General features: G+C 41.9%; 15 protein-coding genes and 1 pseudogene. 9 read left to right on the forward strand and 7 right to left on the reverse strand.

Going from position 1 to position 16,383, the window contains the following annotated elements; all coding sequences use genetic code 11:
* Positions 1-51 precede the first annotated feature (51 nt).
* Positions 52-666, forward strand: a complete 615-nt coding sequence (locus FTU72_RS12440) for a superoxide dismutase (protein WP_179993079.1) — start codon at positions 52-54, stop codon at positions 664-666.
* A 527-nt stretch (positions 667-1,193) separates the two neighbouring features.
* On the opposite strand, the gene FTU72_RS12445 is transcribed toward FTU72_RS12440, so the two are convergent.
* Positions 1,194-1,688, reverse strand: a complete 495-nt coding sequence (locus FTU72_RS12445; RefSeq protein WP_159123256.1) for a hypothetical protein — start codon at positions 1,686-1,688, stop codon at positions 1,194-1,196.
* A 128-nt stretch (positions 1,689-1,816) separates the two neighbouring features.
* Between FTU72_RS12445 and FTU72_RS12450 the strand changes: the two genes are divergently transcribed.
* The 6 genes from FTU72_RS12450 to dapC all read left to right on the forward strand — a co-directional run bounded on the left by FTU72_RS12450 (position 1,817) and on the right by dapC (position 8,841).
* The gene (locus FTU72_RS12450) at positions 1,817-2,545 is read left to right on the forward strand and encodes an AzlC family ABC transporter permease (RefSeq protein WP_179993099.1); all 729 of its coding nucleotides are present in this window, start codon (positions 1,817-1,819) and stop codon (positions 2,543-2,545) included.
* Positions 2,542-2,889, forward strand: coding sequence for an L-valine transporter subunit YgaH (gene ygaH, locus FTU72_RS12455; protein WP_163169516.1), 348 nt, complete (start codon positions 2,542-2,544; stop codon positions 2,887-2,889). The genes FTU72_RS12450 and ygaH overlap by 4 nt, the downstream gene beginning before the upstream one ends.
* 95 nt (positions 2,890-2,984) lie before the next feature.
* Positions 2,985-3,617, forward strand: coding sequence for a hypothetical protein (locus FTU72_RS12460; RefSeq protein WP_257218506.1), 633 nt, complete (start codon positions 2,985-2,987; stop codon positions 3,615-3,617).
* A gap of 127 nt (positions 3,618-3,744) precedes the next feature.
* Positions 3,745-4,959 carry a formate-dependent phosphoribosylglycinamide formyltransferase gene (gene purT / locus FTU72_RS12465; protein WP_171521865.1) on the forward strand — a complete coding sequence of 405 codons (1,215 nt, stop codon included), beginning with the start codon at positions 3,745-3,747 and terminating at the stop codon, positions 4,957-4,959.
* 23 nt (positions 4,960-4,982) lie between these two features.
* The gene (gene glnD, locus FTU72_RS12470; protein WP_180011650.1) at positions 4,983-7,649 is read left to right on the forward strand and encodes a [protein-PII] uridylyltransferase; all 2,667 of its coding nucleotides are present in this window, start codon (positions 4,983-4,985) and stop codon (positions 7,647-7,649) included.
* Positions 7,650-7,671: 22 nt separating this feature from the next.
* On the forward strand, positions 7,672-8,841 hold the full coding sequence (gene dapC, locus FTU72_RS12475) for a succinyldiaminopimelate transaminase (RefSeq protein ID WP_159123250.1): 1,170 nt from the start codon (positions 7,672-7,674) through the stop codon (positions 8,839-8,841).
* 129 nt (positions 8,842-8,970) lie between these two features.
* Here the strand turns inward: dapC and FTU72_RS12480 are convergent, their stop codons facing one another.
* Entirely contained in the window at positions 8,971-9,447 is a 477-nt protein-coding gene (locus tag FTU72_RS12480) for a glutathione peroxidase (RefSeq protein WP_004784130.1), read from the reverse strand.
* Positions 9,444-9,863, reverse strand: a complete 420-nt coding sequence (msrB, locus tag FTU72_RS12485) for a peptide-methionine (R)-S-oxide reductase MsrB (RefSeq protein WP_180011652.1) — start codon at positions 9,861-9,863, stop codon at positions 9,444-9,446. Before msrB ends, FTU72_RS12480 begins: the two co-directional genes overlap by 4 nt.
* Positions 9,864-10,015: 152 nt before the next feature.
* Here msrB and FTU72_RS12490 point away from each other — a divergent pair, with 152 nt between their 5' ends.
* Complete coding sequence (locus FTU72_RS12490; protein WP_004784132.1) at positions 10,016-11,251, forward strand: pyridoxal phosphate-dependent aminotransferase; 1,236 nt, start codon at positions 10,016-10,018, stop codon at positions 11,249-11,251.
* A 209-nt stretch (positions 11,252-11,460) separates the two neighbouring features.
* Positions 11,461-12,663 carry a YbfB/YjiJ family MFS transporter gene (locus FTU72_RS12495; protein WP_180011655.1) on the forward strand — a complete coding sequence of 401 codons (1,203 nt, stop codon included), beginning with the start codon at positions 11,461-11,463 and terminating at the stop codon, positions 12,661-12,663.
* A 74-nt stretch (positions 12,664-12,737) separates the two neighbouring features.
* On the opposite strand, the gene FTU72_RS12500 is transcribed toward FTU72_RS12495, so the two are convergent.
* From FTU72_RS12500 to FTU72_RS12510, 4 genes and pseudogenes are all read right to left on the reverse strand, one after another.
* A complete protein-coding gene (locus tag FTU72_RS12500; protein ID WP_180011657.1) occupies positions 12,738-14,726 on the reverse strand; it encodes an acyltransferase family protein in 1,989 nt (662 codons plus the stop codon).
* An 88-nt stretch (positions 14,727-14,814) separates the two neighbouring features.
* On the reverse strand, positions 14,815-15,378 hold the full coding sequence (locus tag FTU72_RS12505; protein ID WP_179993073.1) for a M23 family metallopeptidase: 564 nt from the start codon (positions 15,376-15,378) through the stop codon (positions 14,815-14,817).
* 161 nt (positions 15,379-15,539) lie between these two features.
* Positions 15,540-15,668, reverse strand: a complete 129-nt coding sequence (locus FTU72_RS16420) for a hypothetical protein (protein WP_004784138.1) — start codon at positions 15,666-15,668, stop codon at positions 15,540-15,542.
* 604 nt (positions 15,669-16,272) lie between these two features.
* Positions 16,273-16,383 (reverse strand): annotated as a pseudogene (locus tag FTU72_RS12510) (IS701 family transposase); the annotation flags it as partial.

The raw sequence follows: 16,383 nt of genomic DNA on the forward strand, positions 1-16,383 counted from the left end.
AAATTTAGTCGAGAATTCCACTCACTCAATCACGCTTAAGGACAATTAAAAATGAGCTATACCCTTCCCGAACTCCCTTATGCTTATGATGCATTGGAACCGCATATTGATGCTAAAACCATGGAAATCCACCATGCCAAGCACCATCAAACTTATATCAACAACATCAATGCAGGTATTGAAGGCACAGAATGGGAAGATCTTTCTGTAGAAGAACTGGTGAGCAAAGCCAATCAGGTCCCTGAAGATTTGAAAAATAATGTGATTAATAATGGCGGCGGTCATGCCAACCATTCCCTGTTCTGGACAGTAATGAGTCCAAGTGGAGGTGGCAATCCTGAAGGTGAAATTGCACAGGCGATCGACAAGGAGCTTGGCGGCTTTGAAGCCTTTAAAGAAGCTTTTACCAAGGCAGCCCTGACCCGTTTTGGTAGCGGATGGGCCTGGCTCAGCGTGGCACCTGATCAAACCATTATCATAGAAAGCAGCGCCAATCAGGACTCACCCCTCATGCATGGCAATACCCCGATTCTAGGTCTGGATGTCTGGGAACATGCGTACTATTTGAAATACCAGAACCGTCGTCCTGAATATATTGCCGCTTTCTTTAATGTTGTGAACTGGAAGGAAGTGAATCGCCGTTATCTAGAAGCACTTTCAACATAAATGAACACAGTAGGACGTAATCTCATGTCTTGGCACTCTTTACGTTTGCTCTGCGGCCTCAGTATACTTTTGGGCGGAGCAGTGTTGTATCTAGAACGTCTGTTCATGTTGCTTTAAGACATGATCGTCTATTGTATGGGAAGCCTTATTCTGAGGCTTCTTTTAATTTTTGCTGTTTAATTTTTTCTATAGGGAGATGGATTTAAAATTTAAGAACGCAATTCACAGACATTGACGCTATCGAAGCCATTGGTACATGGTGCCACTTCACACGCATGAGAAGCTTGTACTCCACTTACTAAAACAGCACTCATACTTATCGCTAAAAACAATTTATTAAACATTTAAAATGACTCCAAAAATTAACTTTTATCTCTAAATCGCTTGATTATGAGTCAATTATAGGACTTTTTTAATGATTCAGGGCAATCTTTTTGATTTTAATTATTGTTTATTTATATAAATAGAATCGTTTTTTATAACAAAAAAGCGGAACCGAAGTCCCGCCTGAAGATTATAAAACCCGATTAAGACTGTTCAGCTACTGCATTACCTTTCTGCTTTGGATCAGTATTTCCCAGTTCAGGATGAGCAATAGCTCCCTGACATTGCTGTTTATCACGCTCATAGTCGGCCTGTTTCTGTGCCACACTACTGCTATTTTCAACGGTGCTACGTGCCCAGATTTCCAGACTGGTTAACGCCTTGCGACATAAGGCATATTTTCCTTCCGTCACTGAGTCAGTCATTTTCACATTAATGCGCCAGTCAGTACTCAATTTACGGGCCGGTTGACGTACCTGAGCATCTATCTGTTCCATTTCCTTGTTATAAACCAGCGGATCGACTTCATTCATGAATTGCCATGCAGCATTGGCATAAGTGGTCGCATCATTAGAGAGTTTAGGTGCCGCTTTAATTTCGGCTTTTGGCGCTTGACTGTCATTTCCACAAGCTTGAAGAAATAAGGTGCTGCCGATTAAAACACCGACCAGCATTGCACGTGTCTTGAACATCAACATATCAGAATCGCCAGTTAAACATTTCGGCACTATGCTAGTAAATTCGCGTACAATACACAATCTTGATTTAATCCCTGTTTTAACTCTCTCCCTCAAGGTGTTTTGTGTCTGACCACAATCCAGTAGCGATGCAACCTGCCGGTTTCTGGCAAGGTGCCAAAGATAGCCAGGCCATTATATTTACTTACCTTCCGGTCTCCTTTGCCTTTGGCGTTTCTGCCACCCAGTTCGGCTTTACTGCCTGGGAAGCCTTATTTCTGTCCTGCTCCATGTATGCCGGTGCCAGTCAGTTTTTAGTTGTAGCGTTACTTGGTAGCGGTACTTCGATCTGGATGACTGCATTGACCGTGATTGCCTTGGACATTCGTCATCTTTTATACGGCCCAGCTTTACAAAACCTGATTCAAGATCGTTTAAACCTGAAGAAAACCGCAGTCTGGGCTTGGGGTCTTACTGATGAAGTCTTTGCTTCAGGTATGATCAAGCTGTCACAACGGCGTCAGGAATGGTCAGAGTCGTGGATGCTCGGTCTGAGTCTATTTAGCTGGCTATCTTGGGCGACAGGTTCATTTTTAGGCGGCTTATTTGCTGATCAAGTCAGTCACCTGCCACAATTCTTGCAGGCGGCTTTAGATTTCCTGCTACCTGCCCTGTTCTTAAGTTTCTTATTGGCAGCCTTTGAAAAGAAACACACCTTTGTGGTGACCATCACGATTATTGTCTCAGCAGTTGCCTGTTATTTTATCGATCTGTCCGCTGCGATCTTTATCGGCATCAGTTCCGGCATTTTGGCCGGCCTGTTCAAGCACTATGTGCTGAAAAAACCAGATCCTGAATATGCAGGAGATCAATCATGAATCTTGAAATTATTTTGGTCGGGATTATTGTCGGGATTGCCAATTTTGCCTCACGTTTTGGTCCATTCTATGTGATTCAAAAATTTCAGCAGGGTTCGCAAAAACGTGGTGCGCTATGGTTGAAAATTGCCTTGGGTTCGATTGGAATTGCTGCCATCAGTTCCATGCTGGTTGTGGCGACCTTACCGCCCTTATTGGAAACGCCAGATAAAAGCTTTGCCATGCTGATCGGTTTTATTGTGCTGGCTGGACTGTATTTTAAGTTTAAGAAAATTGTCATGGCGACCTTAACTGCAGCCTTAACCTATGGCCTGATTTATACCTATATCCCCATGCCTTTTTAAGCCTTTTAGTAAATTAGAAATCTCATTCAAGACTTATGCTAAATTAAATGCATAAGTCTTTTTGATATAAGAAGAAAAATAAGGAAAATATTAGCATGTTCGAGCCAAAGCAAATGATTGAAGGGAAAATTTTTATTCATCATCGACGTGATGAAATGTTAGCTATTTTTAATCAATACGAATTACCCGGCTGTTATTTTGAATGTTTTATCAATGCACAGAATTTTACTGGTCATTTTGTAGAAGTGGTTGCTGAACCCGCAGATCATGTCCGTGTCATTTATATTCAGAAGCATGGCAAAAATAAAATCGTTGTCCTATATAACCAGACTCAACAGGTAATCCATCTGCATCCCAAACAAATCATTTTTAGCCGTTGGAGCCTGCTACATAAAGGCATTCCAAATCTCATTTATGTATTTTGCTTTAGTATAATTTTACTGTTTCTATTTTTTGCACTTGTCGCAGTGTCAAATCATCAATTCCACTTTTTCACTGTATTCCTCGATGCACTGCAATTTTCAGGATTTGGTTTATTGCTATGGATATTTGGTTTTATCTGTCCTTTTGTGATTCCCTTTTATGCCTTTAAGAGAATACAAAGTCTGAAACTTCTCCATCAACTTCAGCTCAATGACAAGCAAATTCTGCATATGGAAAAACCCAATCCGCAAAACCGGATTTATCATTTAAACCCTATGAAAAATACAATAAAGCGAACTGCCTGATTTCAGATGCAATTCTCTATAAACTTTTATAAATAAAACTGCTGGCCAATATCACAATTTTGTATGAAACTCGGCTTATCTCGGCATTGAGTTCTGTTATGCTAAAAGTCCATAAAATCAAGCATGGATAATACACATGAACGTGACTATTGGTACTCCTCTTCAATCTTCAGCTTTTAAAGTTCTATTGCTAGGTTCAGGAGAACTAGGTAAGGAAGTGGTGATTTCCTTGCAACGTTTAGGTGTAGAAGTTCATGCTGCAGATCGTTATGCAGATGCTCCTGCCATGCAGGTGGCACATTTTTCTTATGCCTTAAATATGGCAGATGCAGCGGAACTCAAACAGCTTATTCAAAAAATTCAGCCGCATCTCATTGTTCCTGAAATTGAAGCGATTGCGACCGAAGTGCTGGTTGAAATTGAAGAACAGAATATTGCAACCGTAATTCCTTCAGCTAAAGCAGTGAACCTGACCATGAACCGTGAAGGCATTCGTCGTCTGGCAGCTGAAGAACTAGGCTTACCGACCTCTGCTTATCGCTTCGCCGATTCTCTGGAATCTTTCCGCGCAGCCTGTGATGACATTGGCTATCCAAACTTTGTGAAACCGGTGATGTCTTCTTCAGGTAAAGGCCAATCTCGCGTGAAAAGTTTTGAAGAAGTCGATGCTGCCTGGGAATATGCGCAAACAGGTGGTCGAGTTAATCAGGGCAAAGTGATTGTCGAATCACAGATTGATTTCGATTTTGAAATTACCCTGCTTACTGTGCGGGCTAAGAATCCTCAAACTGGCGAAATCGAAACTTCTTACTGTGATCCGATTGGACATCGTCAGGACTCAGGCGACTATGTAGAAAGCTGGCAGCCTCAGCCAATGAGTCCCGCTGCTCTGGAAGAATCAAAACGTATCGCCAATAAAGTCACCACGGCATTGGGCGGTTGCGGCATTTTTGGTGTAGAACTCTTTGTCAAAGGCGACAAAGTATGGTTTAGTGAGGTTTCACCTCGCCCGCATGACACTGGTCTGGTCACTTTAGCTTCCCAGTTCCAGAGTGAATTTGAACTGCATGCCCGTGCTATTTTAGGCTTACCAGTCAATACAGCTCGCCATAGTGTGGCTGCCAGTGCCGTGATTTACGCAGGTGTCGATGATCGCAATCTTTCATTTTCTGGCCTGAATCTTGCTTTAGCCCATGCCGATACCGATTTACGCCTGTTTGGTAAACCTGAAGGTTTTAAACGCCGCCGTATGGGTGTCGCGACTGCGCGTGCAGAAAGCATTGAACAGGCTCGCGAGCTGGCTCAACAGGTTGCTGACCAAGTTAATGTTCATCAAAATTAAGTAAATACAACGGACCACTGTTCATGATCAATACCTCCCCGCTGCTGAATTACATTAAAAGTCACAATGACATCAAAGCGATCAATCAATGGCGTAGCGATGTAGAAAATCAGCTTCAGGAATGTTTTGAAAATGGACAGTCCATCCGTGACATCATTCAGGCTCGTTCTAACCTGATTGATGAAGCCCTGCAATTTCTGTGGAATCATGCTGAACTTGATCAGACCGATTTGGCGCTTTTCGCAGTCGGCGGTTATGGCCGCCGCGAAATGCTGCCATATTCAGATGTCGATATCATGATCCTCTCAGAAGATGATTTCACTTCAGAGCAGGAAAAGCTGATCTCCAGCTTTATTTCTTCGCTTTGGGATGTGGGCAATTTCAAACCGGGCATCAGTGTTCGTACCATCAATGAATGTGTCAATCAGGCCAGCAGCGACCTTACTGTAGCGACGTCCTTGATCGAGGCACGTCTGATTATTGGCAATGAAAATTTAACCAAGTGGCCACGCCGGATCGTGTCACAAACCTGGACTGATAAAACCTTTTTTGATGCGAAAATGGACGAGCAGCACAAACGCTATGCTCAGCACAATAATACTGAAAGCAATCTGGAACCGGATATTAAAAATGCACCGGGCGGTATCCGTGATATTAACCAGATTGGCTGGATTGCCAAACGTCATTTCCGTGTCAACCGTATTTATGACCTGGTGCATCTGGGCTTTATTTCCGAGTTTGAACTTGCTGTACTCGAAGAAGCCGAAAGCTTCCTCTGGGAAATTCGTCATCATTTACACCGCCTGACCAAGCGCGATGAAAACCGCCTGCTGTTCGATTATCAACGGGATATTGCGGCGATGTTTGGCTATACCCGTGAAGAAGGTCAGCCACCGAACTATCCAATCGAACAGTTCATGAAGCGCTATTATCGTAGCGCGCAGCAGGTTTCGACTCTGAATGAAATGCTACTGGCTTATTTTAATGAGTCCGTGATTACCCCACGTTTACCTCAATATGAACGCCAGATTGAAGAAATTAATGAAAACTTCAAGCTAGTCGATGGCAAGTTAGCAGTTCAACATCACAAGATTTTCTCGGAAAAGCCAAGTGCCATTCTGGAAATTTTCTATTTGCTGGCCAATCGCCCTGAAATTGAAGGGATTCGTGCACGCACTTTACGTCTGCTCACGCTAGCGGCTAAACGTATTGATCAGGATTTCCGTGATAATGCGGTACACCAAGCCCTGTTTATGGCCATCATTCGTTCACCGCATCGCCTGTATGAAACCTTGGTAGCGATGAAACGTTATGGTGTCCTGGGCAAATATATTCCGGCTTTCGGACAGATTACCGGTCTGATGCAATATGACTTATTCCACATCTATACCGTGGATGCACATACCCTGCTCTTGATCCGCAATCTGAATCGCTTCAAGGAACCCGAATTTGCCAAAGAATTCCCTGTGGTCAGCTCTGTGTTCCAGCGATTAGCACGTCGTGACATCGTTTATCTGGCGGCTATTTTCCATGATATTGCCAAAGGTCGTGGCGGTGATCATAGTGAGCTTGGTGCAGCCGATGCGATTCAGTTCTGCCGTACTCATGGCTTTACCGAACGTGAATGCAATCTGGTTGCCTGGCTGATTGAAAACCATTTATCCATGTCAGTGACTTCACAGAAAAAAGACATTTCCGATCCGGATGTGGTCAAAGAATTTGCTGAAAAAATGGGAGATATGGAGCATCTGGATTATCTGTACACATTGACAGTAGCAGATATTAATGCGACCAATCCAAAACTCTGGAATACCTGGCGTTCATCTTTGATGCGTCAACTCTATACGCATGCGCGTGATGTCATCCGTTCTGGCTTAGGCCGTCCGGTTGATTACCAGATGCTGATTGAAGATACCAAATTCGAAGCCAGTGAACGTCTGGTAGAACATTTCTCGCTTTACGATGTCGAAAAAGTCTGGCAGGAACTGGGCGATGATTACTTCCTGAAAGAATCTGCCGATGAAATCGCCTGGCATACCCGCGCCATTCTGGAACATGGCGATAATCCTGCACCATTGGTATTAATGCGTGCGCATCGTAAATATGCACAGGATGCCGTGCAGATCTTCATCTATACCCAAGACAAACCAAATCTGTTCGCTACCACGGTTGCTGTTCTGGATCGCATGAATCTGGACGTTCAGGATGCCCGGATTATTACCGCAACCAAAGCTTTCAGTCTGGATACCTATGTTGTCCTTGACCGTTTTGGCACCCTTCTGACCGATCCGGAACGTGAAGCGACCGTCATTGAAGCCTTACAGGATGCCTTAAGTCATTCTGATGAATATCCAGGTCTGATGCAGCGCCGGATTCCGCGTCAGTTACGTCATTTTGACATTGAAAATACCGTCGATATCACTCTCAATGAAGCTTTAAACCAGAATATGGTGGAAATTGCGACACTTGACCATCCTGGTTTACTTGCGAAAATTGGCGGTTTATTTATGATGCAGGGTCTGGATATTCACTCTGCTAAAATTGCCACACTTGGCGAACGTGCTGAAGATATTTTCTTTGTCACCAAAAAAGATGGCAGCCCAATGACCCAAACAGAGTCTGACAATTTTGCAGCAGCCTTAAAAGCTGCTCTGGATGAGGCTTCACATCAGGTCAATGCTCAACACTAACACACTGCTCGGTAACACATTCATGAACTCTAGCTTGTCTTTATTGCACCCATATCCGTTCGAAAAGTTGAATAAACTTTTTGCGGATATCCAGCCTGCGAATATGCCTTTGATTCCCCTTTCAATTGGTGAACCAAAGCATCCAGCACCCGAGTTTGTGAAACAGGCGATTATTGATAATTTTCAGCATCTATCGACTTATCCGAACAGCAAAGGCTTACCTGAATTACGAGAAAGCATTGCCAACTGGCTGACTCGTCGTTTTAAACTGAATAGCATCAGTGCAGACAGCAATGTATTACCGGTCTCTGGTACCCGTGAAGCAATCTTTTCTTTTGTTCAGGCGCTGATTAATCGTGAAGATGCGCCTTATGTGGTGATGCCAAACCCTTTCTACCAGATTTATGAAGGTGCTACCCTGCTTGCAGGTGCAAAACCTTATTTCATTAACTGTACTGAAGAAAATGACTACTTAGGCGACTTTGATTCAGTTCCGGCTGAAGTCTGGGAAAAAACTGCCCTGTTATTTGTGTGTACACCGGGCAACCCAACAGGTGCTGTTCTTTCTAAAGAGCAGTTTAAAAAGCTGATTGCACTGTCAGACAAATATGATTTTGTCATTGCTTCTGATGAATGCTATTCAGAACTCTGGTTTGATGAAGCCCCTACCGGATTACTGGAAGTGTGTGCCGAAATTGGCCGAGATGACTATAAAAACTGCGTCGTTTTCCATTCTCTCTCTAAACGTTCTAATCTGCCAGGCATGCGTTCAGGCTTTGTTGCAGGTGATGCCACTTTACTCAAACCTTATCTGCAATACCGTACTTATCATGGTGCAGCGATGCCGGTGCAACACCAGTTAGCATCAATTGCAGCCTGGAGTGATGAAGCGCATGTGGAAGAAAACCGGGTACAGTATCGTGCCAAGTTCGATCTGTTCCAGAAAGAATTGGGGCACTTGCTTCCGCTGAAAAAACCGGATGCGGGTTTCTACTATTGGCTCAAAGTGGACAATGATGAAGCTTTTGCCAAAATGTTGATGGAAAAAGCGCATATCAAAGTATTGCCAGGCCGTTATCTGTCTCGTGAAACTACGCAAGGTAACCCGGGTGAAAATCATGTGCGTCTGGCATTGGTGGCTGATCTGGCACAATGTGAACAGGTAATTCAGCGTTTAAAAGCGATTCTTTAATCTTTTAAGATCTAAACACAAATAAAAAACCCACTTTCCAGAAGTGGGTTTTTTATGGATTTTGGCTACAAATTATTCTTCTATTTCACTTATTTTCTATTCATTAGAAATTAGACATTTCAAATAAACTTATAAAACCTTTTCAATTTCTGTTTCGAGATCTTCAGGTTTGGTGGTAGGTGCAAAACGGTTTAATACCTTGCCATCACGACCAATCAGAAATTTGGTGAAATTCCACTTAATGCCATTTCCTAGAATTCCTTTGGAATTATTGGTCAAGTAACGGAAGATTGCATGCGCTTCCGGACCTTTAACATCTACCTTGGAAAACATTGGGAAAGAAACCCCATAATTTTTCTGGCAAAATTCCCCGATCTGTTCATTTGAACCTGGATCCTGTCCGCCAAACTGATTGCATGGAAAACCTAAAACTTCCAGTCCCTGCTCTTTATATTTCTGGTAAAGCTTTTCCAGACCTGCAAATTGTGGAGTGAAACCACATTTGCTCGCGGTATTTACGATTAAAAGTACTTTCCCTTCATAATCTGCAAGCCGTTTGTTTTTTCCATCTAACAACTCAGCTTCAAACTGATAAATGCTGGTCATGGATAAGTTTCCTCGTCAGTTTTTTCTTGTGTTTGTAATTCTAAAGAGGCCGAGTTTACACAATAACGTAAGCCAGTCGGTTCCGGACCATCCGGGAAAACGTGCCCCAAATGTGCATCACAATGATGGCAAACAATTTCTGTTCTCACCATACCATGTGAAGTATCAGGTAATTCTTCTACAACTGAGCTGCTCACAGGACGATAGAAACTTGGCCAGCCGCAACCGCTGTCATATTTAGTGGTTGAAGAAAACAGTGGTTTACCACAGCAACGGCAGACATAAGTCCCTTCCTGTTTTGTATTCCAGTACTTACCTGTGAATGCCGGTTCAGTTCCTTTTTCACGCGTAATGCGAAACTCTTCTGGTGATAACTCTCTTTGCCATTCCCGGTCTGTTTTATTGAGTTTTCCCATCACTAACTCCTTTAAATCTTTGACATTCAATGTCATGCTTCAGTACTTCCATATTTACGCTAGAGATGAAAAAATTTCTAGCGAAATTTCAGCATAGATTGTGATATTTGCGTAATCTATAGGTTTAACTTAAAAATTAATTGGATGGAATTATGTCCGGTATTGGTAACACCCCCCCTCGCGAGATCAAGAAATCGTCTAAGCTTGAGCATGTTTGCTACGACATTCGCGGACCAGTGTTACGAGCGGCCAACGAGATGGAAGAAGCCGGACATAAAATTATCAAACTGAATATCGGAAATCCCGCCCCATTCGGCTTTGAAGCCCCGCAAGAAATCATTAATGATGTTGCACTGAACCTGCCAAATGCGATTGGTTATACGGATTCCAAAGGGATTTTCCCGGCACGTAAAGCGATCTGTCAGTATTACCAGCAAAAAGGCATTCTGGATATGCACGTGAATGACGTGTATGTCGGCAATGGCGTATCTGAGCTGATCGTGATGGCGATGCAAGGCCTGCTGGATGATGGCGATGAAATGCTGATTCCAATGCCGGATTATCCATTATGGACTGCGGCAGTGAACCTGTCTGGCGGTACTGCGATTCACTATAAATGTGATGAAGAAGATCACTGGTATCCTGATATTGCGGATATGGAAAGCAAAATCACGCCAAATACCCGCGGGATCGTGATTATCAACCCGAATAATCCAACTGGGTCGGTTTATCCGCGTCATGTATTACAGCAAATCGTTGATTTGGCGAAGAAATATGACTTAATCCTGTTTGCAGACGAAATCTATGACAAGATCGTTTACGATGGCATTGAACATGTGTCAGTAGCTTCACTCGCAGGCAAGCAATTATGTGTATCGTTCAACGGTTTATCTAAGGCCTATCGTATTGCTGGCTATCGCTCAGGCTGGATGGCGATTACTGGTGATAAATCACGGGCAATGGACTACATTGAAGGCCTAGATATGCTGGCTTCAATGCGTCTTTGCGCGAATCACCAAGCACAATATGCAATTCAGACTGCACTCGGTGGCTATCAGTCTATTAATGACCTGATCCGCCCAGGTGGCCGCCTATATGAACAGCGCAATATTGCCTGGGAAATGCTGAACGAGATTCCAGGGGTATCTTGTGTAAAACCTGAAGGTGCGATGTACTGTTTCCCTCGTCTTGATCCTGAAATCTATCCAGTTGAGGATGACGAGAAACTGATGCTTGATCTGTTACGTGCCGAAAAAGTTCTATTGGTTCAAGGTACTGGCTTCAACTGGCCAACACCGGATCACTTCCGTGTGGTATTCCTGCCAGCAGAAAATGAACTGCGTGAAGCGATTACCCGTTTAGGCCGTTTCTTGGCAAAAATGCGTTAATTTATAAAATTAATTCCAAAAAACCGCATTCATGAATGCGGTTTTTTATTGTCTAAAAAGTTCCGCGATAAGCTTTACAGATATTTACAATAGAAGTATGCTATTAATCTAGAGTTTCTTTTTTTAATAAAATCTATTCAGCCTTTTCTCCTTTAGCTTGATGATTCATGCTATTTTTTGAACAAATATAAAAATCCAAGAGTACATGGATGTCCTCAAATACGGTCAAGCTTAGCCTTTTTCTCTGCCTGAGTATGTGCTTAGGCATCGGCATTCTGCGTTTTTCCTATACCGCATTGTTACCTGGTACACGTGAAGCCTTTGCCTGGAGCACGAGCTTTGCCAGTCTTTTGGGTAGTGCCAATCTACTGGGTTATTTAATCGGTGCTTTTGCAGCGATGCGCTTGCCCCAAGACCGAAGCATGAGTACTTATATCCAGCTTGCTGCAATAGCTGGAATGGTTAGCCTATTCTGTTGCGCTTTTTCAGGGTTTTCTGAAATCTGGTATATCAGCTGGCGCGTGATTTCCGGTATTAGTGGTGGCCTGCTGATGATTTTGTCACCAAGTGTCGTGGCTCAGTGCTGTGATTTAAAAGACCGTTTTAAAATCAATTTTATTGGTTTTAGCGGGATTGGATTAGGGGTTTTATTAGCTACCCTGTTTTTGCCTTATCTTGACCAGATTTCCATACGTACGGCCTGGCTGATCTTATGTGGGTTTGCCCTGATGATTTGTATCTGCTTAAGCCTACTGATACCACAATTTAAACCCTATCTAGCTAAACAATCTGTTTCTCATCCTGCGCAAGCACCTTTAAATACAGTCTTTTATAGTTTACTGGCGGTTTATGCCTGTAGTGCATTTGCCTATATTCCGCATTCCCTGTTCTGGATTGACTATCTCAGCCATGAACTAGGATTAAGCTTGTTCTGGATTAACTTTAACTGGATTCTATATGGATTGGGCAGTGCCTTAGGTGCTTTTTCTGCTTATGTTCTTGCAAGAAAATTTGGCAATTTTACTGCCCTGAAGATTCTTTATAGTGTATATATTCTGGCGATTTTCATTGCGACTCTAAATGCTAATCCGTTTCTCACTTTCAGTTCTTCTTTTTTTACCGGAATGTTGAATCCCGCTGTGGTTTTCCTCACTTCTTATACCATTTTGCAGCTGTATGGACTGGCCTATAAAAAGCTTTGGAGCATTGCGACTCTATGTTTTGCTGCTGTTCAGCTGATTGGAGGATTGAGTTTTAGCTCCCTGCAATATCTAGGATTGAACTACCATCAACAGTTTATGCTGGCAGCTTTAGTTTTATTAGCCGGAACTTTGCAATTGGTCTGGAATACACGTTCTTCCAAATATAAGATGGGTGAGCAACCAGTTTCTGTTCAAGAAGAAAAGAATTAAATAAAGATTAAAATCGGTCAATGCCCCAAATCCCAGGGAATAAAACCACGTCATTAAACGTGGTTTTATTCCATTTAATCTTTCTTCAAATCTTTAAGCGGGTTACCAAACTGTTTTAGATATTCAACGCCCAATTGCCGTGAACCCTGATCATTAAGATGATTATCATCCTTAAAACGATACAAAGGCACATCATTCAGCATCGTTTTACATGCCTCCTGATCACAGATGACTTTGGTTGGATCAACGATTTTCAATTGCGGATATTTCAGTTTTGCTTCTGCCAAAATCTGATTGAATTGCTTTAAATGTGCTTCATAACTTTTTCGAGAAACTGTACATGAAGCGTCTCGATGAAGAATCTCTTTACGAATATTACAATCAGATGGAATCCCTTCCCAGTCTAGATGTGGTACATCATTAATTAGCACCACCTGATCACTAGATTGATGGGCAATTTCTAAAGCTTTTATCAAACCTGCTTTAAATATCTCTTCCTCAGTATGATGGACACTATCTTTAAGTTTTACATCATCGTCAAAATACTGCGCATAAGATCCCGCCAGAATAATCATTGGATAATGGGTTTCTTTAAGATGTGCAGTAATAGCATCATTACGTTTTTGGAATTTGGTCAGTTCTTTCCATTGATTCAGCTTTAACTCAAATCGCTGCACACCTGGCAGATAAAAAGTTGAACTTTGCGTTGCATCATAACCACGTAAATCAGCATCCTTTGCCCATTCATCTAGCATTGCAGTATAGGCATTAGCATGCGAATCGCCAATCAACAAGAAATCAATATCTTCTTTAGATTGCCCTAAGACACAATCTTGAGCACTGGGCAAAACATTTGGATCCGCGGTATCCATACAGTTACTGCGAATCACATGAGCATACGTATGTAATGCTTCCTGTTTTGCATATACAGACTGCGGAAAACGCTCCGGGAAACCTTCATGTGTTTTGATGGTTTGGGCGATCGCAATAAAACTGGCTGCAGGTAACAGAAATCCAAGAATAATCACTTTATAATTTGCAGCCATCACAAAGCGTTTCAGGGGTGTTTCAGCCAGTTTATAAGTCAGAAATGCACATATAAATGATAGAAAAACAATAATAATCTGATTTTCCAGATTCAATGGCAGCATATAAATGCCAAAGAACACGATGATTGGCCAGTGCCATAAATACAGAGGATATGAAATTTTGCCAATCCATGTACTAAGACGATTACTTAGCAATAAATTACTTGAAGCTATGGATTGTCCCAGATAAATAATCAGTGCTGTTGCAAGACACGGGATCAATGCCATCAGTCCTGGGAATGGGGTTTGCTGATCAAAATAAATTGCAGTTGCAAATAGAACACTTACCCCAGCCCAGACCAATCCCTGTAATAGTTTTTTTGGCAGATTTGGTTTTGGCAAGCAGCTAATCAATGCACCAATCAACAACTCAAATGCCCGTACCGGCATACTATAATAAGCTTTGGCCGGGTTTTGAGTCAGTTGCTGCTGGGCATATAGAACCAAAGCGACAATGAATACACTGATGACGAGCCAAAGATATTTACGCGAGGTCTTGCTAAGGAATAGCCATAGCAAGAGCGGCCAGAAAATATAAAACTGCTCTTCTACGCCCAGTGACCATAAATGTAATAAAGGCACATTTTCTACATTCGGACTGAAATAATCTCCCACCTCATTTCGCATATACAGATTGGCAATAAGTACAGTCGCATACATGACACTTTTAAAATATTCTGTCAGTTCACCCGGCAACATCACCTGCCAAGCAATCAGACTGACAATTGCCAGTACAGTAAAATATGCAGGTGCCAGACGGATCACCCGTTTCTTATAAAACCGTGCAATTGAAAATTGCTGCAACTCAATATCGCGCGTCAGAATGGTCGTGATGAGATAGCCGGAAATGACAAAGAAAATATCAACACCAATATAGCCGCCAGAAAATAATGACCAGCCCAGGTGATTGAAAATAACCAATGATACTGCAATAGCTCTCAGGCCATCGATATCTGGTCGATAAGCAAAACTCATAAAAACAGGAAAAGCGGGAGATACGCTATTTTATGCTTTTCATTCTTTAGATGGCGATCTTTTACATTTTTTTTACATTCACCTGCACTTATTCCAATTCTTCTACCTTTAAATAAGGATAAGGATTGGTTGCACCTTCCCCACTGAGATAAATCCCATAATGCAAATGTGGTGGTGTATTTTTCGCATTACCGGTATTACCGACATAGGCAATGATTTCACCTGCTTCTACCCAGTCTCCTTCCTGAATATGTTCAGCATAATCCTCCAGATGTGCATAATAATGTTGGCTTAAATTCGGACCAGTAATCCAGATAACTTTACCTCCTAAATTATTGGTTCCAATCTTGCGGACGATCCCTTGGGTCGCACTGACTACCGGTGTACCTCGTTGAGCAAAAATATCGGTTCCTTCGTGTTTACGTCCCTCACTGCGCGCTCCACCCCAAGTATCCTGAATCTGGCGAGGTTTTACTCCTTGTACAGGAATTTCTACCGGTCTAATCAGCTCAGATTTTTTTAATTGCCAGTACAGATACGGGCTTTTCCAGCCCGCTGGCTCACCTGATGGCGGTGGCTGACAGGCAGTAAGTAATATACTTAAGGAAAATATTAAAAGCAGGATTTTGGGAATTTTCACAATAGCTCGCATTGCCGTTTAATGAGTGGTTCGTTTTATCTTAAGGAATACAGAAAAATTTAAAGTCAAAATCCTGTTATTTTTAGTGATGTTTTTTCCAGATTATTTGTCGGAAACAGTCTTAAAAATAACAAAACCCTCAGCTGAGGGTTTTGTTGAATCAGGTCTAAATTTTATTTACGCTTTTTCGCACGTGATGGTTTAGAGGGTTGTTGCTGTTGCTGTTGTTGCTCTTCATTTTGAGCACTGTCCTTTTTATCCTTTTGCTGAACCTGCTTGTGTTTTGCTCTTGATTTAGCCATAGAATAAACTCCTTTGGAGAACTGTCTCTATCACTGGAAGTTGCATTAATCACTCTAACCTTTATATAAAATAAGCCAATCGCTGAGCTGTATCCAAATACGTCAATGTAAAAGCATCTTTAGTTAAGTCATTCAATTCTGATTAGATCTTTATTCGAGGTATTTACGTCGCTTACATAGCGTTGCATGTTGATACCTGTTTTAACTCTGAATATAAATATGGTTTTCTGAATAAAACCCTTCAAAAATCTAACAATAGATGTGGATCCAACGTGATGATCCAAATTTAGCATTGATGTATCAACGTTCACAAAGTTTCCAGTTCAGAATCGAACTAACGCAGTAATAGTATATTTAGTACGAGAGGCTATAAAATGTATGCCACAGTTTTCGCAGTCAAGGAATAACTGGATGATAAGGTAGATTGAATATTAGATCTGTATTCAGAGTCATCTTGTCACAATTTTGAAGTTTAACAATTTATTAATTTTGATTGTGCTACTACTTGCATAGAATCTGCTAAGGTTCAAATATTCTTAGCTCTATAATATTTTTTATTGTTCCTATTTGAACTATTTTTTAATCCATTAGGACTTACGCACTATTATTTAAAGATTCTCTGTGGTAGCAGATGATTTTTATCGAGAATAAAGTCATCAATGAAGCTTTTGATAATTGGTCTAAATAATTTCTTCTGCCAACGATATACATTTTC

Source organism: Acinetobacter sp. YH12137, from assembly GCF_013418535.1.
Lineage (GTDB): Bacteria > Pseudomonadota > Gammaproteobacteria > Pseudomonadales > Moraxellaceae > Acinetobacter.